Source organism: Kaistella sp. CFF1-2, assembly GCF_059509915.1.
In genome coordinates, this window is sequence record NZ_JCAKLF010000001.1 from 907,676 (window position 1) to 934,275 (window position 26,600).

A 26,600-nucleotide genomic window follows, 5' to 3' on the forward strand; every position below is an offset into this window, starting at 1 on the left:
TTATTAGAAAAACTGTCCTTCATAAAACTAAACCACAAAACTAAACTTGAGAACATGAAAAAATTCAGATCAAACTGCCCATTGGCGCGGAGTCTCGATCTTGTTGGAGACAAGTGGACCATGCTAGTTTTACGAGATATATCTGTAAAAGGCACGGCAACGTATAAAGACCTTGCAGCAATGCCAGAAGGTATTGCAACCAACACTTTAGCAGAAAGGCTAGACAAATTAGTCAGGGCAGAAATGCTTATCAAAACCAAAAGTGAAAAAAACAAGTTGGTTTTCAATTATCAAATTACAGAAAAAGGAAAGCAACTGCTTCCGGTTCTCAATGCTTTATCAGATTGGAGCATAAATCATCTTTTCCAAAAAGATGAGCTCGCGCACCTCGCGTACTAACATCACATCATTATTTATATTTTATTAAAGACTTTACATGTGTAAAGTCTTTTTTTAGTATTTTTAATAAAATTCTCACACCTAAAATGAAAGCAATACTTCTTTTTTTCATTTTATTAGTAGGCAGTTTTCATTCTGCTCAAGGTTTTGTATTACCCGTCTCTAAAAAAACAAAAATAAAATTCAAGCTTCTTAATAATCTTATTTTTATTCCCGTGAATGTTAATGGTGTAGAGCTTACATTCCTTTTGGATTCGGGCGTTTCAGAAACGATACTTTTTAGTTTAGAAAACAAAACAGTGAATTTTGAAAAAATGACCAAAACCGTTTTCAAAGGTTTAGGTAGTAATATGCAAGTCGATGGTTGGGAATCTACAGGAAATACCGTTAAAATAGGGAGTAATTATGTGGACAACCATCATATGATCTATTTAATTTTAAATGAAGAATTTAATTTTTCTGATCATATCGGAATTCCAATTAATGGAATCATTGGTTATAGTTTTTTCAAAAATTATCCTTTGAAAATTAATTTTCAAAAGAAAGAAATCATCTTCTATCCCGATCAGAACACTTTTGAAAAAGAAGCTTCGAAAAAATACAATGAACACCCAATAACGCTTGAACTAAACAAACCCTATATTTGGTTGGATGTACAACAAACCAACGAATACGTTTCTTCAAAAATGCTCATCGACATCGGAAACAGCGATGCCGTTTGGCTTTTTCCAAGTTTAATTCCGAATTTTAAATATAACAGACCTAATATTGAAGATTTTCTAGGACGTGGATTTAATGGAGACATTTACGGTAAACGAAGCCGCATTCATCGCGTTAAAATAGGAAACCATATTTTGGAAAAGCCCATCATTGCAATGCCCGACGAATATTCGGTTCAGCATTTAAAATTGGTTCCAGATCGCAAAGGCTCCATTGGAAATGAAACATTGCGACGCTTCTCCGTTTTACTAAATTATCCTGAAAAAAAGATTTATTTCAAACCAAATTCTGCGATTCGGGAACCTTTCCATTTTAACATGAGTGGCTTGGATATTAAACACCATGGTATGATTTGGAGTAAAGAGCTAGTTCATATAAACACGGAAGGAAAGAAAGCTGGAATTTCTGATGCAACACCAACATATGACACAAGAAAAACGGAACTGCAATATAAATTTGTTTTGGTTCCCAATTACATCGTTGCTGGCGCTCGCTCAGATTCACCATCCTATAAAGCCGGAATTCGAAAAGACGATCAATTAGTAAAAATTAATGGAACTAGCGTTACCAAAATGTCTTTGGAACGAATCAACGAGCTTTTCAAATCTGAAAATGGTAAATCTATTCATATTAGTATTGAACGCAACGGAAAACTACTGAATTTTGAATTTCACCTAGAAGACCCAATTCCTTATGACGACTCAGAATAACAACCCGATCACAGAAGAAAGTACATTTGACCGAATCCGAAATAGGCCTCGGTTCAAAATGCATACCCATCTCGAGCCTGAGGAATTTGAAAAAATCATCATGGCGAGTTTGAAAGAACATCCAGAACTAACGGGAAATGTCAATCGTGAAGTTTCTACAATCATTGTAAAAACACAAGATCATCCTTTTTGGAAACCTAACCTCGCTTTGAGAACCGAAATAGAAGATGGCACTACCGTGATACGAGGAATATTTGGTCCAAACGGAGATGTTTGGACTTTAGTGATGTTTCTTTACTTTCTTTTTGGCATTGCGTGGATGGTTTTTATAACCCTTTGGTTTGTTGGACTTCAAATCAATTCCACAGATTATACTTGGGGATTACCTGCATCAATAGGCATGCTGATGATCATTATCTTCTTGTATTTTGCCGTACGAATGGGACACAAAAAAGCCGAACCTGAAATGGAAAAACTACGTGACTTTGTTATAAAATCTACGTTGAAATATGAAAAAACTAGCTAGTCGCAGGCGTTGATTGAGATTGAGAATTGGGTTTTTGCTCAGCTACTTTAGCCGCTAAAACCTCTTCCCTATTTTTCTGTTCTTTAAGGATTTTCTCCTTGAATGGCTGAATTTCAGAATTCATTTGTTCCACAGTAATCGTTGTTGCATTCGGGTTTTTGTCTAAAACCTTCCAAGGTTTTTGCTTTCCCCATCCGTATTCACCAAAGACGATTACAGGGATTCCATTGGCTTTTACTGTTGCTCCGCCTTTATTTAAAACCCATTGTTCACCAAAGTTAAACATCCACTTCGCATCGTCCATCAACATTCTCAAACAGGAATGTGATGCGGGATAACCAGGCAAATCGTATTGATGCCAACCAATTCCTAGAGTATTATGAATATTGAAATTGTATGGTAATTTCCAAGATTTATTCACGGTAGAAATAGCGAGTTCCTTTTTCCAGTTTGTGAACATTAAACCGGTTTTTGTCTTTGCTGCTTTTTTACCCATACTCGATGGACCCCATTTCACTAAATTCCCGTTTTCATAGGCTGCATATGCTTGAATTGGATAGGAAAAAACCACCAATTTTCGAACATCCTTGGCGATATCTAATTGTCTTGGGAAAGGAGAATATTGTAAAAAATCGGATTCGATTTTATTTGGAATCATCAACGTATCAGCACGCCAAGCATTTTCCAAATCCAATCGATTGAGCGCCAAAATAGTATAGCGTTCTTCTTTCGTATATTTTTCTTTAAAAGCTGCCATGACCGAATCCTTCTTTTTCGCCGGAAACAGCATGGCAGTATATGTAAAAGTCTCTTGTGGGACGACTTCTTTAGGTTTTTCTTTGGTAGCAGAATCTTGCGTAGTCGAATTTGAATTCGAAGACCCATCTTCTGCTTGGGCATCTTTTTTACATTGAATTAAGGAAATCGCTACAAGGAAAGTTGCAGCATATAGCAAATACTTTTTCATAGTTTAATTTACCCTAAAATCAAGGCAAGAATAATACCAATTTATTCCCATTCTATCGTTGCTGGCGGTTTACTGGAAATATCGTAAACAACTCTGTTAATTCCTGAAACTTCGTTGATGATTCTTGATGAAACAATCTCTAAGAAATCGTAAGGTAAACGACTCCAAGTCGCCGTCATAAAATCAATTGTATTGGCAGAACGAACCGCAGCTGTATATTCATACGTACGCTCGTCTCCCATCACGCCAACAGATTTCACAGGAAGTAAAACAACGAATGCTTGAGAAACCTTTTCGTATAAATCGTGTTTGTATAATTCTTCAATAAAAATATCGTCTGCTTCTTGTAAAATGCGCACTTTTTCGTGATCAACTTCACCAAGAATACGAATTCCTAAACCAGGACCTGGAAATGGATGTCTATACACCAAATGATGTGGAATACCCAACTCTTCACCAACTTTACGAACTTCATCCTTGAATAATTCGCGAAGCGGCTCTAGCAATTGCAATTTCATATCTTCTGGAAGTCCACCCACGTTATGATGCGATTTAATTACCGCTGAAGGACCTTTTACAGACTGACTTTCGATGACATCTGGATAGATTGTTCCTTGCGCTAAAAAGCTTGCATTTTCGAACTTTTTCGACTCTTCATCAAATACGGCAACGAATTCATTACCAATGATTTTTCTTTTTTGTTCAGGATCCGAAATACCAACCAATTTATTTAAAAAACGATCAGCAGCATCAACCATTTTGATATCCATGTGGAAATGCTCGCCGTAGTTTTCCATTACTTTTTTCCCTTCGTCTTTTCTCAAAAGTCCAGTATCAACGAAAATACATGTCAATTGATCGCCAATTGCTTTGTGAATAAGTACGGCAGCCACAGAAGAATCAACACCTCCTGAAAGTCCTAAAATCACTTTCTTATCGCCTACTTTTTCTTTAATATCTGCAATTGTTCTGTCGATATAATTCGTTAAAGCCCAGTTTTTCTCTGATTTACAAACGTTGAAAACAAAATTTTCAATCATTTTCGCTCCTTCATCGGTGTGCGAAACTTCAGGGTGAAATTGCAACGCATAAATTTTCTCTTTTTCATTAGCCATCGCAGCGATAACATCAGATTTTCCAGAAATTTCAAATCCTTCTGGAACTTCTTCAACCTCATCAAAATGACTCATCCATACCGTAGAATGTCTCGAAATTCCAGACAAAATGGAATTAGAACGAACCACTTCAAATGTTGATTTTCCATATTCCCCTTTTTCACCTTTCTTCACTTTTCCACCCAAAAGATGCGTTGTTAATTGCATCCCGTAGCAGATTCCCAAAACCGGAATTTCTTGTTGAAACAAAGCTTTGTCCACCAAATGAGCATCTTCTGCATTCACCGAACTCGGACCTCCTGAAAGGATAATCCCGCTAGGTTTTTTCTCCAAAATCTCGCTTAAAGGCATATTAAAAGGAACAACCTCTGAATAAACCCCTAATTCTCGTACTCTTCTGGCAATAAGTTGGTTGTATTGCGAACCAAAATCTAATATGATAATTCCGTTTTGCATCGTAAATTGACTGAAATAAAAAAAAATTAAATAAAATTCTGCTTTGCAGAAATACTAAAAAAAATGCCCCGAATTTTCAGGGCAGTATCTTGCTAAAATTTACCGATATCGTCTCTGTAAAAAGCGTAATCAAAATTAAGGGGAAGTGCATCTTGGTACACTTTCTTTCTTGCGTCATCATACGTATCGCCAACACCTACAAGGTTAAGAACTCTACCACCAGACGTTACCACTTTATTACCGCGCATTTGGGCACCTGCGAATAAAAGTTCGCTGTGTGTTACTTTATCCATCCCTTTGATTTCGAAACCAACTTCGTGATTCAAAGGATATCCTCCTGAACACATCACCAAGCAAACTGCTTTTTGATTCTTAAATTTCAACTCAACCTCTTTTCCTGCTAAACAATCTTCGATAACATCCAAAAGATTATTTTCTAGCAATGGAAGTAAAGACTGCGTTTCTGGATCTCCCAAACGCATGTTGTATTCTAATAGGTATGAGCCGTTTTTCGTCACCATCAAACCAAAGAAAATAAATCCGTGGAAACCAAGACCTTCTTCATGAAGCCCTTTCAAAGTAGGTTCTAAGATATTTTTTTCGAAATCTTCTTGATGTTCTGGCTTAAATTCTGGACTCGGAGCAACGCTTCCCATTCCACCTGTATTCAAACCTTTATCACCATTTCCAACTTTTTTGTAGTCTTTCACCGGGATACAAGGGAATAATTTCTTTCCGTTTGAAAATGCAATGATCGAAGCTTCGAAACCATCCAAATAATCTTCAATAATCACTTGAATACCTGCATCACCGTAGATTTTAGAAATCATGAATGAATGCAAAGTTGCTTTTGCTGACTCGATATCGTCGCAAATTACAACCCCTTTTCCACCAGCAAGACCGCTTGCTTTAACTACGATTGGGAACGTTTTCCCTTCCAAATAATTCAACGCATCTTGGTACGATTCGAAAACTTTAGCTTCTGCTGTTTTCACACCGTATTTCTGCATGAATTTCTTAGAAAAAGCCTTACTACCTTCCAATTGAGCGGCACGAGATTTAGCTCCAAAAATACGAAGACCGTTTTCTTTGAACTCTTCTACAATCCCATCAACAAGTGGAGCTTCTGGCCCAACAATCGTAAGATCTATTTTTTCTTTTAACGCATAAGCCGCCATTTCTTTAGGCGTTGATGCGATAATATTTTTTCCTAATTTATCAGTTGTTGCATTTCCGTTCGCAAAATACATTTCCGAGATTCTAGAATCTTTGCATAATTTATTTGCGATTGCGGATTCTCTACCGCCGTTTCCTACAATAAGTATTCTCATTAGTGTTCTATAAGTTTTATGACCAACAAATTTACATTTTTGCATGGGTAATGCAAAAATTATATGTTCTTTTTTTATTAATGTAAAAAGTGACGCATTCCCGTGAATAACATCGGAATATGATGCTCGTTCGCTGCCTCAATACTCTCTTCATCACGCATACTTCCTCCCGGCTGAATGATCGCTTGGACACCTTCTTGAGCACAATAATCAACCACATCGCGAAATGGGAAAAACGCATCTGAAGCCAAAACTAAAGCGCCATCAAACTTTTCTTTTGCACGTTCAATCGCTTGCTGAGTCGCCCAGATTCGGTTTACTTGTCCACCACCAATTCCTAACGCTTGAACGCCATCTGAAACAACAATCGCATTAGATTTTACATACTTAACAACTCGTTGAGCAAAAAGTAAGGCTTTTCTTTGTGCTTCCGTAGGTTCTAACGTGGTTACTGTTTTAATATCCGTTGAAAACTGATTATCGTTGTCTTGAACTAAAATTCCACCATCTACTTTTACCCAAGTTTGCTTGTCGCTTAATGGATTGGTGATTTTAATAATTCGAAGGTTTTTCTTCTTTTTCAAAACTTCCAAAGCTTCCTCCGTAAAGTCAGGAGCCATCACAATTTCTAGGAACGTTTTGTTCATTTCCTCTGCGGTCGATGCGTCCACAGTAAAGTTAGCTGCAACAATTCCGCCAAAGATAGAAACCGGATCACATTCGAATGTTTTTTGGTAGGTTTCCAAAGCCGAAGTTCCGATCGCAACTCCACAAGGTGTGGAATGTTTTACCGCGCAACAAGCCAAATCTTCTTTGAACTCATTAACCACTTTCCAACAAAGATCCATATCTCTTAAATTATTAAAAGACAACTCTTTACCACCTAATTGTTCAAAATCCTTCATCGCTCCGTTTTCTACTGTAGAAACGTAGTAAGCAGCCGTCTGATGCGGGTTTTCACCATAACGCATATCTGCTACTTTTTTATACGAAGCATTTAAATATTGAGGATAGTCTTGATCCAGAAGCATTTTTGCAATTGCTGCATCGTATGCGGCCGTTAAATTGAAAACTTTTCCAGCCAATTCTTTACGAGTTTCTAGCGTTGTATCACCAGAATTCGACATTTCTTGTTGAACTTTTTCGTAATCTTCAACATTCGTGATTACTGTCACTGATTTGAAATTCTTCGCTGCAGAACGCAACATGGAAGGTCCACCAATATCGATGAATTCTACTTTTTCGTCTAAAGAAATATCTTTGTTTGCGTTTTCGAAAAATGGATACAAATTCACAATCACCATATCGATTAACCCAATTTGATGTTCTTTTACCGTATTCATGTGCTCTGCATTATCACGAACCGCTAACAAACCACCATGAACTTTTGGGTGAAGCGTTTTCACACGACCGTCCAACATTTCAGGGAAATCAGTCACCTCATCAATCTGAATTGGCGCTAAACCCGCATCTTTCAAATGCTTGAATGTTCCACCAGTTGAGATTAATTCGTAGCCTTGAGTTTCTAAGAATCGGGCAAAATCAATCAGATTTGTTTTGTCTGAAACACTGATTAATGCTCTTTTTTTATCCATTTTTACTTTTTATTTTATTTTTATAAGATTGTAGAATCAAGAATCGGGGTTCAAGATTTTATCTATTGCTTTTGGGAAGATTTCGTACTCAAGATCGTGAATTTTGGTAGCCAATGTTTCTGGCGTATCCGTTTCATCAATCTGTACCTTTCCTTGAAGAATAATTTCACCCTCATCAATTCCAGAAGTTACGAAATGTACCGTTGCACCACTTTCCTTTTCTCCCGCTTCAATTACCGCATTATGAACGTTCATTCCCCACATTCCTTTACCACCAAATTTCGGTAGCAATGATGGATGAATATTGATGATTTTACCTTTCCATTTATCGCAGAAATCTGGTTTCAAAATCGAAAGGAATCCTGCAAGAACAATTAAATCTGTACTTTCAGGAATCAGCATATCCAATTTATCTGAAAATGATTTCCCACGAGGAATTAATACATTTTCGATCTTATGATTTTCAGCTCGTTCTAATCCAAAACACTCGCGATCTGCAACCACTAAATTGACCTTCGCATTGCGAATTTCACCTTGATCAATACAATCAATAATTCGTTGCAAATTCGTTCCAGAACCCGAAATTAATACTGTGATATTTTTCATTTTAGATATTAGATGTTAGATTTTAGATATCAGATCTGAGAAAAATCTTGGATCTAGTATCTGAAATCTAGTATCTCTTTAAACTAATTCAATTTCTTCGTTGCTTTCTGTAATTGTTCCGATTTCGTAGGTATCGTCCAGTAAATCCATTACTTTTTGCGCATCAGCTGCATCAACAACCACGACCATTCCGACACCCATATTGAATGTTCCAAACATTTCTTTACGTTCAATACCACCACGTTTTTCAAGTTCCAACATAATGGAAGGAATCTGAATTTTTGAGGTTTCGATAGTTGCACACAAACCTTTTGGAAGAATACGCGGAACGTTTTCAATCAATCCACCACCGGTGATATGTGCAATTCCGTGAACATCAACTTCGTTAAGAAGCTTGTGAACTGGTTTGTAATATAATCTTGTTGGAACCAATAACGTTTCATATAAAGGTTTTCCTTCAAATTCTTCTTCAAAATTTGGGAACACTTTTCTAACTAAAGAAAATCCGTTTGAGTGAAATCCAGAACTTGGAATAGCTAAAATTTTATCTCCAGCTTTAATTTTAGAACCATCGATAATTGCATCTTTTTCTACAATACCAACGCAAAATCCAGCAACATCGTAATCTCCTGGCTGATACATCCCTGGCATTTCCGCGGTTTCACCACCAATCAAAGCACATTCGTTGTCTTTACATGCTTTTACCATTCCTAAAACGATTTCCGCAGCAACGTTAGAATCCAACTTGCCACACGCCAAATAATCTAAGAAAAACAAAGGTTTTGCTCCATGACAAAGGATGTCATTCGCGCACATTGCGAAACAATCTACCCCAATAGAATCGTATTGTTTAGTATCTAAAGCTATTTTCAATTTGGTTCCTACACCATCGGTACCACTCACCAATACGGGATTGTTGTATTTTCCGATTTCATAAAAAGCCCCAAAGCTTCCCAAATTGTTCAACACATTTTTATTGTGGGTTTCGGCAACTGCAGTTTTTATTTTATCAACTGTTTTGTATCCTTCTTCTTTGTCTACACCTGCAGATTTGTACGTGTTACTCATTGTTTTCTTTGTTTTTGGTTTTCTTTTCTTGGAACAGTAAAGACGCAAACCTTTTTCTATCTACGTCTTTATGCCCAATTGAAATTACGACTTCTCGCAACTTCACTTTCACTTTTCATTTTTGCAAGTTCGAACCCGAAAGAACCCCTTGCTTAGATTTATTTCAAACATAAAGTCTGAAAAAATTACGCTCCCAAAAGGAGAATAAAAAAGCCGACAATCGTTCAGATTATCGGCCGTTATATTTTTAGACACTTGTAGAGCCTGCTTTTTTTCCTTGCAGTCGAAAGGTGAAAAATTACGCTCTATGGTCTGTATATTCACTGGGTAAATTCTTTGATGCAAAATTAAAAAAATAAAAAGAAAAATCCTACTACTATTTCTCCACAATCATGTTTCAGTCTTTTCTAAAACCCACACCAACCCTTTGACAATCAGCTAAAAATCAAATAAAACAGAGTTAGATTTAAACTAAATAAAGCTTTTTGTCGGCTTTTTTACTTTGCTAAAATCGCTTCTAGCTGTGCAATTTTCGCCACTTTTTCGACCAATTCTTGATTCTTCTCTTCGTTGGTAATTTTTCCCTCAGTCGAGTTGAATGAATCGTAGAAAAATGGAAGTGAAAAGGTATCAACCACATTTCCTCCATGAAATGGGAAACGATTTGCGGCAGCTTCTAAAACTCCTAAGCCGCCTCTACCACCTGGAGAAGTTGACATTAACAACATCGGAATTTCGCCCCAAACCGTTCTGTCCTTGATTCTTGAAACCCAATCAAATACATTTTTGAACGCTGTAGAATAAGTCCCGTTATGCTCACCCAAAGCCACAATTAACAAATCTGCTGAATCTACTTTTGCTGCAAAATCTACTGCTTCTTGAGGAATTCCCGACTTCACTTCTCTTTCATGCTTATAAATGGGCATTTCAAAAGGATTCATATCCAAAACTTCCACCTCATCAAATCCTGTAAAAAGACTCGCCGCATAGGCTGCTAATTGCTTATTAATTGATACCTCCGAGTTACTTCCTGCGATTGCTACTATTTTCATTTTTTAATTAATTTATTATTGTAAAAAAGTGCAGAAAGTCGCTTTCTGCACTCAAAATTTGATTATTTTAAATACGATGGTAACTCCATTGGAACTTCCATCAACAACACTTCTGCATCTTCTGTTGCTTCTAGAGTAAAGGATTTTGTATCCCAAATTCCCAATCCATCTCGGGTATCCAAATCTTGATCTCCAACTTTTGCTTTCCCTTTCAATACGAAAACGTAAACACCGTTTCCTTCTTTATGCAATTGATATTCTCTGGAAACTCCTTTATCAAAATTAGCCAAATTAAACCAAGCATCTTGGTGAATCCAAACTCCAGCATCATCGGCATTTGGAGACAAAATTTGTTGAAACTCGTTTTGTACCGCATTTTCTTTAATACTAATTTGATCGTAACGAGGCTCTACTCCAACTTTATTTGGGAAAATCCAAATTTGTAAGAATTTTACTTCTTGATCTTTATTTTTATTGTATTCGCTATGCTGAACTCCCGTTCCCGCACTCATAACTTGGATTTCACCATTTCTGATCACCGAAGAAGTTCCCATAGAATCTTTGTGTTCTAAATCTCCTTCTAACGGAATAGAAATAATTTCCATATCCTTGTGTGGATGCGTTCCGAAGCCCATTGCTTGCGAAACAGTATCATCATTCAACACTCGAAGTGTACCGAAGTTCATTCGTTCTGGATTGTAGTAATTGGCGAAACTGAATGTATGAAAAGAGTTTAACCAACCGTGATTAGCGTGACCTCTTGTATTTGCTGCGTGAAAAATTGTTTTCATAATATATCTCATTTGTTATAACACAAATTTCCGAAAATTTGACCACCCAATCCATTGATGTAGGATAATAAATTAAAAAAGGCCACTTAAGATTAAGCAGCCCTCCAAAAAAAAATTAATTAAGAATTATATTAAAAGATTCAATACACTCGGGGTATCATTAAGATAGGCCTCAAAATAGCCCCGATCTTGCATTCGTTGTAACAATCCATCAAAATCGGATGCTTGTTGCAACTCAATTCCAACCGTTGCCAAAGCCGTTTCGCGAGAGTTTTTCTTCGTATATTCAAAAAAAGCAATATCATCAGTCGCGCCCAAAACATGAAGTACAAATTCTTTCAACGCCCCAGGACGTTGCGGAAATTTCACCATAAAATAATGTTTCAAACCGCGATATAACATCGCTCGCTCTTTGATTTCCTCCATTCGTGTGATGTCGTTATTACTTCCACTCACCACGCAAACCACATTCTTGCCCTGAATTTGATCTCGATATTGTTCTAAAGCGCTTATAGATAAGGCTCCTGCGGGTTCCAAAACCATTGCGTCTTTATTGTACAGCTCCAAAATCATCTCGCAAACCTTACCTTCATCCACTGAAAGACAATCGGACAAATAGTCTTTGCAAATTTCAAAATTAAGTGCGCCAACTTGCTTCACCGCCGCACCATCAACGAATTTATCAATCTCGGCTAATTCAATATTGAAGCCTTTTTGCAACGCTTCTTTCATTGATGCCGCACCTTTTGGTTCTACAGCAATTAATTTTGTTTTTGGTGATAATTGGGAAAAAACCGTCACAATTCCTGAAGCCAAACCCCCACCACCAACAGGAACAAATACGTAATCTATAGGTTCTGTTGCTTGTTCTAAAATTTCTAAAGCCAAAGTCGCTTGACCTTCGATAATTTGAGCATCTTCAAATGGATGAATAAATTCGGCGTCATGTTGCAAGCAATACTTCATCGCTGCGTGTTTTGACGCATCAAACGTATCACCCGTCAATTGAACGGTTACATAATCACCACCAAACATTTTTACTTGCTCCAATTTTTGTTTTGGTGTGGTGATCGGCATAAAGATTACACCATGAATTTTCAAATCATTACAAGCCAAAGCAACGCCTTGAGCGTGATTTCCTGCACTTGCGCACACGACTCCACGACTGGTTTTCCTTTCTTGAAAAGCGGATTTTATTTTATGATACGCACCACGTAACTTATACGAACGAACCGGCTGTAAATCTTCTCTTTTCAAGAAAATTTTAGCACCAAGATCATTTGATAATCGGTGATTGTGCTGCAATGGCGTTTTCACCACTACTTTTTCTATGTTTTTTTGAGCGGATTTGATTTGCTCGATCGTTATTTCTAAAACTGTTTCTTTCATTTGTTTTTAAATTCTTAGGCTTGAAAACAATCTATTTTTGAATTCTGTGAGAACATTTCCAATTCTTCATTTGATTTCACTTTTCCCTCGTGAAGTTCGAGTTTATGGGATAGTTTTTTAGGAAGTTGACTTTCAAAATGACCAACGTAAATCAAGGTTTGTCCAGCTTCAGATAAATCATCAACCAACTGATTAAAAAATGCAATTTGATCTTCATCCATTCCTTGACAAGGCTCATCAAAAACCAATAATTTAGGCTTTTTCACAAGTGTGCGAGCCAATAAAACCAAACGTTGTTTTCCAACGGAAAGACTTTTTAATTTTTGTTTTCGAACATCTTCTAAATCAAAGTAATTTAAAATCTCATTCAACTGTTGATTTTGAATAAAACTCAATTTTTCTAAAACGCCCATCGCAGAGAAAAATCCTGAAGCAATCGCATCGGAAACCGACATTTCACCATCAAAATACCAATGCAATTCAGGTGAGATAACGCCAATTTTATCTTTGATTTCCCAAATACTTTCGCCACTTCCTCGTTTGGAACCGAAAAGTTCAATATCGTTCGCATAGGATTGCGGATGATCAGCGTTGACTAAACTCAACAAAGTTGATTTTCCAGAACCGTTTGGACCTTTTAACAGCCATTGCTCACCAGATAAAACGCTCCAATTCACCTGATTCAGAACGGCTTTTTCACCGTATTGAATGGTTACATTTTTGAAATCTAATATTTTTTCTTTGGTTGAGTTTCCAACTTTCAAAAAAGCAGGAAATAGTTTTCTTGTTTGATTTTTGCCGATTTTTTGTTCGTATTTGTCAAGAGGTTTCAAAACTCCATTTTCTAATTCGACTTCTTGAACTGGAATTGACGTTGAAATTTCATCATTTGAAAAAATGAGAACACAAACATTTTCTTTGACTAAAGATTCCAAATGACGCGTCAAATTCTCTCGAGAATCCACATCCAAACCCGAAAAAGGCTGATCCAAAACCAAAAACTGCGGCTTCTTCAACAAGGCTTTGATGAGTTGCATTTTCTTATGTTCACCACTCGAAAGCTCAATTAATTGTCTTTCCCATTGAGGTTTCATTTGAAAAATATCCAAAATTTCATCTACTTCTTCTTGTGAAACCTTAGTATCAAATGCTAAAATGGATAGTTCTTGCCCAACCGTTTTTGTGTCTTGCCAAGCATAATTTTGATAGCGTTGCTGATAAAAAAAATTGCGATCGCCTTCCAAATTTTGAAATTCGTACCAATTTTCAACTACAACAATTTCAGGATTCCATTTTGAATTTGTAGAAAACTGAACTTCAATTTCAGAGGAATTCGATTCTAAACTTGAACCCAAATATTTCGCTAAAGTTGATTTCCCAGAGCCACTTTTTCCACGTATGATCCATAGTTCGCCCGATTGAAATCGAGCATCCAAGATGTTCAGCACAACCAATTGGTCGTACTGAAATCTTAGACTTTTGATATGGATAAACGTTTCTTTCAATTAGTTTGTTTTGATGGATTTCATGGCAGTCATCGCTTTTCTCAATTTGCGTCCAATCACCTCTACTTCATGATTTCTTAAAATATCGTTTACTTCAACTAGACGGGCATTATCCACTGAACCATCTTTCCCTTCGTTGTAATTTTTTCCAACCAAATCAACATCCACTTTCTTCATAAAGTCCGCTAATAAAGGCTTACACGCTTGATCGAATAAATAACAACCGTATTCTGCGGTATCAGAAATCACGCGATTCATTTCGAATAATTTTTTACGCGCAATCGTATTGGCGATTAGCGGCGCCTCGTGAAGCGATTCGTAATACGCCGATTCTGGCTTGATGCCTGCTTCCACCATCGTTTCGAAAGCCAATTCGACTCCCGCACGAACGAAAGCAACCATCAAGGTATAGTTATCAAAATATTCTTGTTCAGCAATTTTCACATCCCCAGCTGGCGTTTTTTCAAAAGCTGTTTCACCTGTTTCTGCTCTCCATTTCAACAAATTCGCATCGTTATTCGCCCAATCTTCCATCATCGTTCTGCTGAATTCACCTGACATAATATCGTCTTGATGCTTTTGGAAAAGTGGACGCATAATGTCTTTCAATTCTTCTGAAATTTCAAATGCTTTTAACTTTGCGGGATTACTCAAACGATCCATCATTCCGCTTACACCACCATGTTTCAATGCCTCTGTAATTACTTCAACACCGTATTGAACCAATTTGGATGCATATCCAGGATCAATTCCTTTTTCAACCATTTTATCAAACGACAAAATAGATCCGGTTTGCAGCAAACCACATAAAATCGTTTGTTCGCCCATTAAATCAGACTTCACTTCCGCCACAAAAGACGATTTTAAAACACCTGCTTTGTGACCACCTGTTCCTGCACAATACGCTTTTGCTTCCGCCCAACCTTTTCCTTGCGGATCGTTTTCTGGATGCACCGCAATAAGTGTTGGCACCCCAAAACCACGTAAATATTCTGCACGAACTTCGGAACCCGGACATTTTGGAGCCACCATAATCACCGTTAAATCCTCACGAATTCGCATTCCTTCTTCGACAATATTGAAACCGTGTGAATACGAAAGTGTCGCTCCTTGCTTCATTAAAGGCTGAACCGTGTTGATTACGCCCGTATGTTGCTTGTCTGGTGTTAAATTGATCACCAAATCTGCAGTAGGAATCAGCTCTTCGAAGGTTCCAACGTTGAAATTATTTCCTGTTGCATTTTTCCACGAATCTCTTTGCAGATCGATCGCATCTTGACGCAACGCATACGAAACATCCAAACCGCTATCACGTAAATTAAGACCTTGATTAAGACCTTGCGCACCGCAACCTACGATGACGATTTTCTTTCCTTTAAGCGCATCTACACCATCCGAAAATTCAGAAATTCCTAAAAATTCAGCGTGACTAAGTTGATCTAATTGTTCTCTTAAAGAAAGGGTATTGAAATAATTTGTCATTTGTTTAATTCTAGTTATACTACTTTTTATAATGTATTTGTGTTTTTTCTTTCGACTACATCGTAAAAACGTTGTCTTGTTGGTCTAAATATTCATTTTCAACCAAAACTGGCGAAGGTTCTTTTCGTTCGAATTGAAGAATTTTCTTGTGGAAACCTTCGCTATTTTTAATGATCGCAATTCGAGCACTTCGTACAAACTCAATAAGTTCATATTTTGTTAATTCGTCTGTAAGTTTATCAATTTCTTCTCTGTGGCCCGACGTTTCGAAGACGATATAGTCATTTCGAATCACGACTGCATTTGCACCATATTGTCTTAAAAGTCGCTCTACATACACCTTTTCTGTCACAACGTTGGTCGGAACTTTGAATAAAGCTTGCTCTTGCCAAACGATTTCGTCATCCGTATTGTAGTATGCTTTCAGAACCTCGATTTGCTTTTCCATTTGGCGGCAAAGTTTTCGTACAACTTCCTCCGCTTCGTGGATAACAATCGTAAATCGATGAATTCCTTCCACTTCAGATGGTGATGTATTTAAACTTTCAATATTGATTTTTCTTCTTGAAAAAATTCCAGCGATACGACCTAAAAGCCCGATTGAATTTTCCGTAAAAAGCGATATGGTGAATTCTTGTTTTTCCATTTTTTAATCTTTTAAAATTATTTCAATCGGATTTCTGACACCGACGTTCCTTGCGCTACCATTGGGAAAACGTTGTTTTCCTTCCCTACCATCACTTCCAATAAATACGATGAATCGTGATTAATCATTTCCTCAAGAGCGTTTTTCAAAACATCACGTTCCGCAACTCGTTTTCCATCAATTCCATACGATTTAGCTAAAGCCACAAAATCTGGACTTGTAATATTCACAAATGAGTAGCGTCTATCATTGAATAATTCCTGCCACTGACGCACCATTCCTAAGAATTGATTGTTTAGAATTAGGATTTTTACTTTCGCACCAAACTGCATAATCGTTCCCAATTCTTGCAAGGTCATTTGGAAACCTCCATCCCCGATAATTGCAATTACCGTTCTTTCTGGAGCCCCGTACCACGCGCCAATTGCCGCTGGAAGACCAAATCCCATGGTTCCTAAACCTCCGGAAGTCACACTCGATTTTGATTTATTGAATTTTGCATATCGACAAGCCACCATTTGATGTTGACCAACATCCGTAACGATAACCGCTTCACCTTGGGTAATTTCGTTGATTAAATTCACCACTTCACCCATGGTTAGCGTATCACCGGTAGGTTGAAGTTCTTTTTGAATCACTTCTTGAATTTCTTCTTGTTCTAAATCTCGGAACTTCTGCAACCATTCTGAATGTTGATTGGGTTTTAACATTGACGTAAGCAACGGTAATGTTTCTTTACAATCTCCCCAAACCGGAACCGTTGATTTAACATTTTTATCAATTTCGGCAGGATCAATATCGAGATGAATAACCTTTGCTTGCTTCGCATATTTGTCTAAACGCCCTGTAACACGGTCGTCGAAACGCATCCCTACCGCGATAAGAACATCGCATTCGTTGGTCATCACGTTTGGTGCGTAATTCCCATGCATTCCTAACATTCCCACGTGAAGCGGATGATCGGTTGGCAGTGCACTCAATCCCATAACCGTAGCTGCCGACGGAAGACCTGCCTTTTCGATAAATTCTTTAAAATCCTGTTCCGCTTTTCCTAAAATCACCCCTTGACCAAACAAAACCATTGGCTTTTTCGCTGAATTAATCAATTCCGCAGCTTGTTCAACATAAGACTTTCTAACCTCAGGTTTTGGACGATAGCTTCGGATATGATCGCATTTTTTATAGCCTGCATACTCGAAAAGTTGCATTTGAGCATTCTTTGTAATATCAATAAGTACAGGGCCTGGACGACCTGTATTTGCAATATGAAAGGCTTTCGCAATAGCCTCGGAAATTTCAGAAGCATCCGTTACTTGATAATTCCACTTGGTAACTGGCGTTGTAATGTTAATCACATCCGTTTCTTGAAATGCATCAGTCCCCAAAAGAGACGCGAAAACTTGTCCCGTAATGCAGACCAAAGGATTGCTATCAATCATGGCATCTGCCAATCCCGTCACTAAATTTGTTGCTCCAGGTCCACTCGTTGCAAAAACAACGCCCGTTTTACCCGAAGTACGAGCAAAACCCTGAGCGGCATGAATTCCACCTTGCTCATGACGAACCAAAATATGATTCAGCTTATCTTGATAATCATACAAAGCATCGTAAATAGGCATAATTGCTCCACCCGGATATCCAAAAACAGTTGTTGTTCCTTCCGCTAACAAAGCCTCTAGTACGGCTTTTGCACCTGTAATTTCTTGCGTATTCCCAGTGGAAGCCTTTTCTTTTTCTTTCGTTTCCATCAAACTCATACTATAATTATTTTGCGATTCTAAATTTTTATAAATCGGTTACACAACCTTGTGAAGCATCGGCTACCGATTTAGCGTATTTGTATAAAACACCAGATTTCACTTTGAAATCGGGCTGAACAAAATTTTGTTTTCGTGAAGCGATTTCTTCCTCAGAAACCATCAAATTCATGGTATTGTTTACCGCATCAATTTCAATAACATCACCGTCTTTCACCAAGCCAATTAAACCGCCTTCAAACGATTCCGGTGTGATATGACCAACGACAAAACCGTGTGTTCCACCAGAAAATCGACCATCGGTAATCAAAGCCACATTTTTTCCTAATCCAGAACCCATCAAAGCCGAGGTTGGTTTCAACATTTCAGGCATTCCCGGTGCTCCTTTTGGACCTTCATTTTTAATAACAACCACGTTTCCTTCTTTAATTTTGCGATCTTCAATACCTTGGATAAATTCTTTTTCACCATCAAAAACAACCGCTTCGCCCTTGAAAAAGTCACCTTCTTTTCCTGTAATTTTTGCTACAGCCCCTTTCTCTGCAAGGTTTCCGTACATGATTCGGATATGTCCCGTTTCTTTAATCGGATCTTTGATGTCTTTGATGATATTCTGTTGGCGATCAATAATTGAAGTCACATGCTTTAAATTCTCCGCCATTGTTTTTCCGGTAACCGTTAAACAATCGCCATGAAGCAAGCCTAAATCCAATAAATATTTCAAAACCGCAGGAACTCCACCTACATTATGCAGATCTTCCATTAGATATTTTCCGCTCGGTTTTAAATCTGCTAAAAGAGGCGTTTCATCACTCATTTTTTGGAAATCATCCAATGTTAAAGGAACTCCAATACTTTTCGCAATCGCAATAAAATGTAAAACTGCATTGGTACTTCCTCCCAAAATCATTATTAAACGCAATGCATTTTCAAATGCTTTGCGCGTCATGATATCGGAAGGTTTGATATCTTTTTCAAGAAGAATTTTTACGTAATGACCAGCAAACGCACATTCTTCTTTCTTTTCGTTGCTCAAAGCAGGATAGGAAGACGAGTACGGCAAACTCATTCCCAGCGCTTCAATCGCTGAAGCCATTGTATTTGCCGTGTACATTCCGCCGCACGCACCTGCACTTGGACAAGAATGCTGAATTATTCCTTGAAAATCTTCTTCCGACAGTTTTCCAGCCAATTTATTTCCTAAGGCTTCAAAAGCGGAAACGATGTTTAAATCCTCTCCTTTATAATGCCCTGGATGAATACTTCCTCCGTAAACCATGATAGATGGGCGATCGAGACGAGACATCGCAATTAAAGAACCCGGCATATTTTTGTCACAACCTGGAACCGTAACTAATGCATCATAATATTGTCCCGCGCAAACTGCTTCGATAGAATCTGCAATGATATCGCGGCTTACCAAAGAATAGCGCATTCCATCCGTTCCGTTGGTCATCCCATCGCTAATTCCTATTGTGTGGAACATCAGTCCCACCAAATTTTCCTTTTTTACGCCTTCTTTTACAATTTCGGCAAGACCGTTCAAATGCATATTGCAGGTATTTCCATCGTAACCCATACTCGCGATGCCCACTTGCGCTTTACTGAAATCTTCTTTTGTAAATCCGATCCCGTAATACATCGCTTGTGTAGCTGGCTGCGTAGGATCTTGAGTTAATGTCTTGGAATATTTATTCAACTCCATAAGTTTCCTTTTCTTTTAAATATGTATAATCTTGTTCGTAAACTAAATGTCTGTACGCTTGCTGAATTTTAGATGAAAGACTGTCTTCCCACGATAATTGGAAATCAACCTCATCCATAGAACCTAGTGCGACAACCTCCGCCGCTGTTCCACAGAAAAAGGCGGCATCCGCACCACGCATTTCTTCTGGTTTGAAAAATTTTTCTTCAACAGGAATCCCCAATTCTTCACATAAATTCAAAACAGTTGCTCGCGTAATTCCTGGAAGAATGCTTCCTTTCGCAGGCGTATATAGTTTTCCATCTTTTTCAAAAAATACGTTGGCTCCAGAACTTTCAGCAACATTTCCGTTAACATCAAGAACAATTGCTTCATCAAAACCTTTATCTTTTGCTTCTTGACATGCTAAAATTGAATTCACATAATGTCCACTGACTTTAGCTTCCACTAAAAATGCATTTGGATTTGGACGCTGAAAACTTGATGTCATCACCCGCATTTGATTTGCTAAATACCCATTATCCCAATTCCAAACTTCAATTGCTAAATAAGACATCTGGCCTTTGGAAAGTGCCATATTGGGCGAACACAACACAATTGGACGAATATAAGCGTTCGTTAAACCATTCATTTCCAAAAGTTGGTAGGTAAAATCAACCATTTCTTCTGTGGTGTACTTCAACGGAATCATCATCATCTCCGCTGATTTCCGTAATCGATCGTAGTGTTCTTTTGCCTTGAAAATTTTTGTCCCGTTTTCGGTTGCATAAGATTTAATTCCTTCAAAAACGGCATAACCGTAATGAAGAGATTGGCCGTATAAATCTGTTTTGGCCTCGCTTGCTTTCTTAAATTCCCCATCAAAAAATAGGACCGTGTTGTTGTCGTAGTACATATTCATCTTACTTGTTACTTTAATTTTTCCCATTAAAAAAAGCCATCCTGCGGTGAGGATGGCTTTTAAAAAAATTTACTTTAAAACTTTATTTTTTAATGTGCACATATTACCATCCTCACTATTGGCTACCAATAATGTTAATAATAATGATGATAATATGCAGTGCGCTGTTCATAAATTGTTGATGCAAATCTAGAGAGTAATTTTATAACCACCAAACATTTTTTCAATAATTTATTAAAAATATATTTTGAAGGTTATTTTATTATCATTTAAACACCAAATTTAATATTTGATTGAATTAATGAAATTTAGACTAACGTTTTAAAAATGAGCTAAAAAAAATCCGTGTAAATGCGGATTTCTATTTAAAAATGTACTTGTTTTATTTCTTCTTCGATAATTTTGGGTTCTTCTTTGCCTTCGCCCTTAATTAGGAAAACGGTGACTGCCGCAATGAGCATACAAACGCCACCTACAACCACATATTCCATGGCATAATTTCCGAAAATATTAGTAACAATAGGCCCTCCAAAGATTCCATTGATAATTTGTGGAATCACAATAAAGAAATTGAAAATCCCCATATACACTCCCATTTTGTTCTGCGGAATTGCATCAATAAGCATCGCATAAGGCATTGCCAAAATACTTGCCCAAGCAAAACCTAATCCCAACATGGAAATCCAAAGAAGATTAACATCTTTGATAAAATACATGGAAATTAGTCCAAAACCACCACATACTAAAGCTATAGCATGGGTCTGTTTTTTACCAATCGCCTTCGCAATCGGCGTTAATGCAAACGCAAATGGAATCGCAAATAAGTTATACAAACCAAACAATTCCCCTGTTAAATCCCCAGCATCATTAAATAATTGTGATTTCGTATCATCAGGGGACAAACCAAAATGATGCGTTGCCAAACCACTTGTGGTATACACCCACATCGTAAATAAAGCAAACCAGGAGAAAAACTGAACAATACCTAATTTTTTCATCAATGATGGAATTTTTGCAAAATCCTTAAACATATCCGAAAATTTGGAAGGTTCTGGCTCCACTTCTTCGCCTTGAAATTCTCTAAATTCTTTAGGTGAATACTCTTTCGTTGTTAAAATCGTATATACAATGGTGATCAAAAGCATTGCTGCACCAACGTAAAATGAGTAGATCACATTATCGGCAACGTAGCCTTCAGCAGCCACATTCGAAACGCCTAATTTCGTAAGCCAGCTTGGAAGATTGGATCCAATTACAGCACCAATACCAATTAAAATAGTTTGAACGGAAAACCCGATGGTTCCTTGATGTTTCGGCAACATATCGCCCACCAAAGCACGAAAAGGCTCCATTGCAATATTAATTGACGCATCCATCATGGCTAGGAAAATAACGGCTAGCAACAAAACATTAGCAGCAAGCAAATGCGTTGCAGAAGCTGCATTTGGGAGCAGCACCAAACCAATAGCGCATAATACAGCACCAATCAAGAAATACGGTTTTCTTCTTCCCAGTGGACTCCACGTATTATCGCCCATGTGACCAATAATTGGCTGAACGACAAGCCCCGTGATAGGCGCCACCAGCCAGAACCACGAAAGTTCGTGAACATCAGCTCCAAAATTGGCTAAAATCCTACTGGCATTACCATTCTGCAATCCAAAAGCCATTTGAATTCCTAAGAATCCCATACTCATATTGACAATTTGAGCAATCGAAAGATTCGGTTTTATTTTTTTCTCCATAACGAGTTCTTATTGAAGTTCTAATATTAAGGAAGATTTCGGAGAAATCGTGATTTTTTCATTCGTTTTTACCGAAAATTCGCTACCTGAAATCACATCTTTCCCTTGGGTTTTCCCTTGAAGAGATTCAGCAAAACGAGCTAAGTCTAACGTTTGTTCTTTCTCATTATTATTGATAAGAACCATCACTTTATCTGTATCATTGTAACGAAAATACACAAACACATTATTTTCAGGAACGTAATTTGTTGTTTTTCCTGTGTGAATAACGTCTTTTGACTTTCTCCAATTCAAAACTTTTTGGGTGAAATCAAAAAATTCCTTTTGTTCTGAAGTTTGGGTTCTTGGATTAAATGCATTTTGCACATCGCCTTTCCAACCACCTGGGAAATCTCTTCGAATATCCGCATCACCTCCTGTAGGCTTGCTTCCACGCATTCCTATTTCTGATCCATAATAAATTTGTGGAATTCCGCGAACCGTAGAAATCAATGTTAACGCCATTTGATAGGCTTTAGAATCCCCATTGAAAATTTCGTTCCAACGCTCGGTATCGTGATTTTCAAAGAAAACCAAGAAATTATTGATATCAGGATACAAGAAATCGCTCGTAAACGAATTATACAACTGCACCATTCCTTTGTCCCAAGATTCTTTATTTTTGAACGCCGATGGCATTTCAGAAAACAACGTAAAATCCATTACTGATGGTAAATGTGAATTGTAACCATCAATTTCTCCGATTTTAGAGTCTTTTTGCCAATACGCGATATGAGCCGGTGAATACAACCACGCCTCCCCAACAATATTGAATTTTGGATATTCATCGGTGATAGCTTTCGCCCATTTCGCCATCGCATCCTTGTCATTGTACGGATAGGTGTCAACACGGAAACCATCTAAATCAGCATATTCAATCCACCAAATTGCATTTTGCGTCAAATAATTCAACACCAAAGGATTTCGTTGATTTAAATCGGGCATCGACGAATCAAACCAGCCATTCAAGGCTAATTTTCGATCCGCTTCCGAAGCGTTTGTATCCGCTTGCGTTGTTGTTTTGTAATTCGAACGTTTAAAACCATTCGGTTCGACATCAAACCAATGAATCCAATCTTTTGTAGGCAAATCTTGAATTAACCAATGTTTACTCCCCCAATGATTGGTTACGTAATCCATCACCAATTTCATATCTCGTTTTTTCAATTCACGAGAAAGTTCTTGATATTCCTGATTTGTTCCGTAACGCGGATCCAAACGGTACAAATCCGTTTGCGCATAGCCGTGATACGTTGTTTTATCTTCGTTATCTTCATTTGCTGGAGTTAACCACAACGTCGTCGCTCCTAGATTTTTAAGATAATCGAGTTGATTGATAATTCCACGTAAATCGCCTCCATGACGACCGTCAGGGAGATTTCGATTCGCTTTTTCCGTTAAACCTGGCATCGTATCATTCGAAGGATCACCATTGGCAAAACGATCAGGCATAATTAAATACATCACATCTTTCGACGTGAACGAATTTCGATTTGCCGAATTTGCTTTTCTGTCTTTCAATTCGTAAGAATAGGAATGTACTTTTTTTCCTTTCGAATTGATGAAATTCAAATTAAAACTTGAAGCCGAAATTCCTGCCAAATTAACCGTTACAAATAGATAATTTGGGTTTTCAACTTTCGTAATATTCGTTACAGGAACCTGATTGGTGGCTTCCACCTGATATTGTGCAATGTTCTTTCCATAGACCAAAATTTGCAATTCAGGATTCTTCATTCCCTTCCACCAAAACGCTGGTTCTACCCGCTGGATTTGACCAAAAACCAAACTCACCACGAGCAAAAACAACATACTAAGATATTTGTTCATGCTATTTTTAGATAAAAAACCTTAAGAAACCGAAGCTCCTTAAGGTTGATGAAACATTATTTTATAGGCTTAAGTGAGATTGCATAACCACCACTACGCGCCAATTTTACCGGAATTTTCGATTTTGAAGTCACCGTTTTTTTGTAGATATTGTAGCTCTGAGGATTCGTTACGTAATCTGCATCTTTACCATCTTCATACACCGTTGCTTCGTATTTCGCATTCTTTGGAAGGAATGAGAAATCAACCGTAAACGTACGTGCATTTTCATCGGTAACACCACCAACGAACCATTCATTTTTCCCTTTCGCTTTACGAGCCGTGTGAATGTAATCTCCGGGCTCAGCAGAAAGGATAATCGTATCATCCCAATCCGCTGCGACATCCTTGATAAACTGGAATGCATCCAAATGCTTTTCGTAATTTTCTGGCAAATCTGCCGCCATCATCAAAGGCATATACATAACCACATACAATCCCAATTGTTTAGCCAAGGTTGTCGTTACAAAACGTTTGTCATCTGGAAAATAATAATCCATTTTTGTTTGGAAAATTCCTGGTGTATAATCCATAGGACCGCCTATCCATCGAGTAAATGGAAGAATTGTATGATGATCCGGATCATTCCCACCGAAAGCGTCGTATTCTGTACCACGAGCTGCTTCCGCTGCAATCCAGTTTGGATACGTTCTGCTTTCACCAGTCGGACGAACCGATTCGTGAGAATTTACCATTACTTTATGATCCGCTGCCATATCTAAAATTCGGTAATAGTGGTTGATTGTCCATTGTGAATAATGATGTTCACCACGTGGAATAATATTTCCTACATATCCCGTTTTAACAGAGTTGTAGCCGTACTTATTCATTAATTTGAATGCTTCAGGAGCCCATCTTTCGTAATTCGTCGCCGAACCCGAGGTTTCGTGATGCATAATCAACTTAATTCCTTTAGAATGTGCGTAGTCATTCAACATTTTGATGTCGAAATCTGGGTAAGGCGTCACAAAATCGAAAACAAATTCTTTAGAATGTCCGAACCAATCTTCCCAACCAACGTTCCAACCTTCCACCAAAACGCCATCAAAACCATGTTTAGAAGCAAAATCAATATATTCTTTTACCTTGGTATTGTTTGCTGCGTGGTTTCCGTTAGGCTTTAATTTATCAAAATCGGTTTTTCCGATATGAACGTTTTTCACTGTTGAATACGCCCATTGCGACTTTCCGAAAATCATTTCCCACCAAACACCCATGTATTTGGTTGGTTTGATCCACGATGTATCTTTAAATTTCGTTGGTTCGTTTAGATTAAATAGCATTTTAGAAGCCATAACTTCTTCCGCTTTTGGTGAAGCGATAATCGTTCTCCAAGGCGAAACTGCGGGCGTTTGGATATATCCTTTTGCTCCTTGCGCGTCTGGAGTTAAATGCGTTTTGAATTTAAATTCAGATGCATTTACTTCCAAATGAGCTGCTGGATAATTAAGAACAGCCGCTTCTGCAACGTTGATATACAAAGGCGAATTGCCTTCTTTCTTCATCATTAATGGAACTTGAACTCCATTTTTCACCAAACTTTGAGACGCATTTCCTTCGTATGATTTTGGCCAAAGAGCTGGAATTTCAGACACTTTGCTGGTTTGGTTTTTATATTCTTGCGTATCGTAATCCGCAGCCAACCACCAAGCTTTCATGTCTGTCGGGAAATCAATTTCCGTATCTTCTTCTTGGATAACAAAATAGTTCAGATTTTCTTGTTCTGGAAACTCATAACGGAATCCCAAACCATCGTTAAACATTCTGAATTTAACAATCATATGACGTTTTTGATCGGGTTGATCCAGCGTAATCGCCAATTCGTTATAGTGATTTACATAGGATTTTTTCTCGCCTAATACGGGATCCCATGTTTCATTTTTTGAATCTCTTTTCTCGTCAATTTTTACAAAGCCAGAATTAAGATCTTTTCCTTTATTGGTCGTTGTTTCGATCTCAGATGCAAATTTAATATCACCATCTTTCACCAATCGGAGTCCCAATTTGGAATCTTCTACAACGGTTTTTCCCTCGTAAGAAAGCTTATAATAAGGTACTCCCGACTTCAACTGAAAATTCATTTCAAACTTTCCGTCTGGTGATTTCAATGATTGCGCATGCAACATCGCACCACCCATCAACAAAAAGAATGCACTGGTTTTTAAATACTTCATGTAATTATTTTTAAGCTATAAAAGAGGAGCCTGCTGCTGTGCAGCAGCAGGC

Annotated in this window: 21 protein-coding genes; 3 read left to right on the top strand and 18 right to left on the bottom strand. The window is 37.7% G+C overall.

Features of this window, described 5'->3' with window-relative positions:
- Positions 1–54 precede the first annotated feature (54 nt).
- The 3 genes from AC5XHR_RS04210 to AC5XHR_RS04220 all read left to right on the top strand — a co-directional run bounded on the left by AC5XHR_RS04210 (position 55) and on the right by AC5XHR_RS04220 (position 2,355).
- The gene (locus AC5XHR_RS04210) at positions 55–399 is read left to right on the top strand and encodes a winged helix-turn-helix transcriptional regulator (protein ID WP_495949524.1); all 345 of its coding nucleotides are present in this window, start codon (positions 55–57) and stop codon (positions 397–399) included.
- Between the two features lie 86 nt (positions 400–485).
- Positions 486–1,829: an aspartyl protease family protein gene (locus tag AC5XHR_RS04215; RefSeq protein ID WP_495949525.1), complete on the top strand. Its 1,344-nt coding sequence runs from the start codon at positions 486–488 to the stop codon at positions 1,827–1,829.
- Positions 1,813–2,355, top strand: a complete 543-nt coding sequence (locus AC5XHR_RS04220) for a hypothetical protein (RefSeq protein ID WP_495949526.1) — start codon at positions 1,813–1,815, stop codon at positions 2,353–2,355. The genes AC5XHR_RS04215 and AC5XHR_RS04220 overlap by 17 nt, the downstream gene beginning before the upstream one ends.
- Here the strand turns inward: AC5XHR_RS04220 and AC5XHR_RS04225 are convergent.
- From AC5XHR_RS04225 to AC5XHR_RS04310, 18 genes are all read right to left on the bottom strand, one after another.
- A complete protein-coding gene (locus tag AC5XHR_RS04225; RefSeq protein ID WP_495949527.1) occupies positions 2,348–3,322 on the bottom strand; it encodes a L,D-transpeptidase in 975 nt (324 codons plus the stop codon). The genes AC5XHR_RS04220 and AC5XHR_RS04225 overlap by 8 nt on opposite strands.
- Positions 3,323–3,363: 41 nt before the next feature.
- On the bottom strand, positions 3,364–4,893 hold the full coding sequence (gene guaA / locus AC5XHR_RS04230) for a glutamine-hydrolyzing GMP synthase (protein WP_495949528.1): 1,530 nt from the start codon (positions 4,891–4,893) through the stop codon (positions 3,364–3,366).
- A 92-nt stretch (positions 4,894–4,985) separates the two neighbouring features.
- Positions 4,986–6,224 carry a phosphoribosylamine--glycine ligase gene (gene purD / locus AC5XHR_RS04235; protein ID WP_495949529.1) on the bottom strand — a complete coding sequence of 413 codons (1,239 nt, stop codon included), beginning with the start codon at positions 6,222–6,224 and terminating at the stop codon, positions 4,986–4,988.
- A gap of 77 nt (positions 6,225–6,301) precedes the next feature.
- The gene (gene purH / locus AC5XHR_RS04240; RefSeq protein ID WP_495949530.1) at positions 6,302–7,819 is read right to left on the bottom strand and encodes a bifunctional phosphoribosylaminoimidazolecarboxamide formyltransferase/IMP cyclohydrolase; all 1,518 of its coding nucleotides are present in this window, start codon (positions 7,817–7,819) and stop codon (positions 6,302–6,304) included.
- A gap of 36 nt (positions 7,820–7,855) precedes the next feature.
- On the bottom strand, positions 7,856–8,425 hold the full coding sequence (gene purN, locus AC5XHR_RS04245; RefSeq protein ID WP_495949531.1) for a phosphoribosylglycinamide formyltransferase: 570 nt from the start codon (positions 8,423–8,425) through the stop codon (positions 7,856–7,858).
- A 78-nt stretch (positions 8,426–8,503) separates the two neighbouring features.
- Positions 8,504–9,493 (bottom strand): phosphoribosylformylglycinamidine cyclo-ligase, encoded by a 990-nt coding sequence (purM, locus tag AC5XHR_RS04250; RefSeq protein WP_495949532.1) that lies wholly within the window; start codon positions 9,491–9,493, stop codon positions 8,504–8,506.
- 497 nt (positions 9,494–9,990) lie between these two features.
- The gene (locus AC5XHR_RS04255; RefSeq protein ID WP_495949533.1) at positions 9,991–10,545 is read right to left on the bottom strand and encodes an NADPH-dependent FMN reductase; all 555 of its coding nucleotides are present in this window, start codon (positions 10,543–10,545) and stop codon (positions 9,991–9,993) included.
- A 62-nt stretch (positions 10,546–10,607) separates the two neighbouring features.
- Entirely contained in the window at positions 10,608–11,336 is a 729-nt protein-coding gene (locus tag AC5XHR_RS04260; RefSeq protein ID WP_495949534.1) for a pirin family protein, read from the bottom strand.
- 126 nt (positions 11,337–11,462) lie between these two features.
- Complete coding sequence (gene ilvA, locus AC5XHR_RS04265) at positions 11,463–12,725, bottom strand: threonine ammonia-lyase IlvA (protein WP_495949535.1); 1,263 nt, start codon at positions 12,723–12,725, stop codon at positions 11,463–11,465.
- A gap of 14 nt (positions 12,726–12,739) precedes the next feature.
- Complete coding sequence (locus tag AC5XHR_RS04270) at positions 12,740–14,230, bottom strand: ATP-binding cassette domain-containing protein (protein ID WP_495949536.1); 1,491 nt, start codon at positions 14,228–14,230, stop codon at positions 12,740–12,742.
- On the bottom strand, positions 14,231–15,712 hold the full coding sequence (gene ilvC, locus AC5XHR_RS04275; protein WP_495949537.1) for a ketol-acid reductoisomerase: 1,482 nt from the start codon (positions 15,710–15,712) through the stop codon (positions 14,231–14,233). It lies immediately after the preceding gene.
- Between the two features lie 55 nt (positions 15,713–15,767).
- Positions 15,768–16,358: an acetolactate synthase small subunit gene (gene ilvN / locus AC5XHR_RS04280; RefSeq protein WP_495949538.1), complete on the bottom strand. Its 591-nt coding sequence runs from the start codon at positions 16,356–16,358 to the stop codon at positions 15,768–15,770.
- Between the two features lie 17 nt (positions 16,359–16,375).
- Positions 16,376–18,106, bottom strand: a complete 1,731-nt coding sequence (ilvB, locus tag AC5XHR_RS04285; RefSeq protein ID WP_495949713.1) for a biosynthetic-type acetolactate synthase large subunit — start codon at positions 18,104–18,106, stop codon at positions 16,376–16,378.
- A gap of 37 nt (positions 18,107–18,143) precedes the next feature.
- Entirely contained in the window at positions 18,144–19,820 is a 1,677-nt protein-coding gene (gene ilvD, locus AC5XHR_RS04290) for a dihydroxy-acid dehydratase (RefSeq protein ID WP_495949539.1), read from the bottom strand.
- On the bottom strand, positions 19,807–20,748 hold the full coding sequence (locus AC5XHR_RS04295) for a branched-chain amino acid transaminase (protein ID WP_495949540.1): 942 nt from the start codon (positions 20,746–20,748) through the stop codon (positions 19,807–19,809). The genes ilvD and AC5XHR_RS04295 overlap by 14 nt, the downstream gene beginning before the upstream one ends.
- Positions 20,749–21,086: 338 nt before the next feature.
- A complete protein-coding gene (locus AC5XHR_RS04300; protein ID WP_495949541.1) occupies positions 21,087–22,466 on the bottom strand; it encodes an MFS transporter in 1,380 nt (459 codons plus the stop codon).
- A 9-nt stretch (positions 22,467–22,475) separates the two neighbouring features.
- On the bottom strand, positions 22,476–24,335 hold the full coding sequence (locus AC5XHR_RS04305) for a glycoside hydrolase family 13 protein (RefSeq protein WP_495949542.1): 1,860 nt from the start codon (positions 24,333–24,335) through the stop codon (positions 22,476–22,478).
- A gap of 56 nt (positions 24,336–24,391) precedes the next feature.
- Complete coding sequence (locus AC5XHR_RS04310) at positions 24,392–26,548, bottom strand: glycoside hydrolase family 97 protein (protein ID WP_495949543.1); 2,157 nt, start codon at positions 26,546–26,548, stop codon at positions 24,392–24,394.
- Positions 26,549–26,600 lie beyond the last annotated feature (52 nt).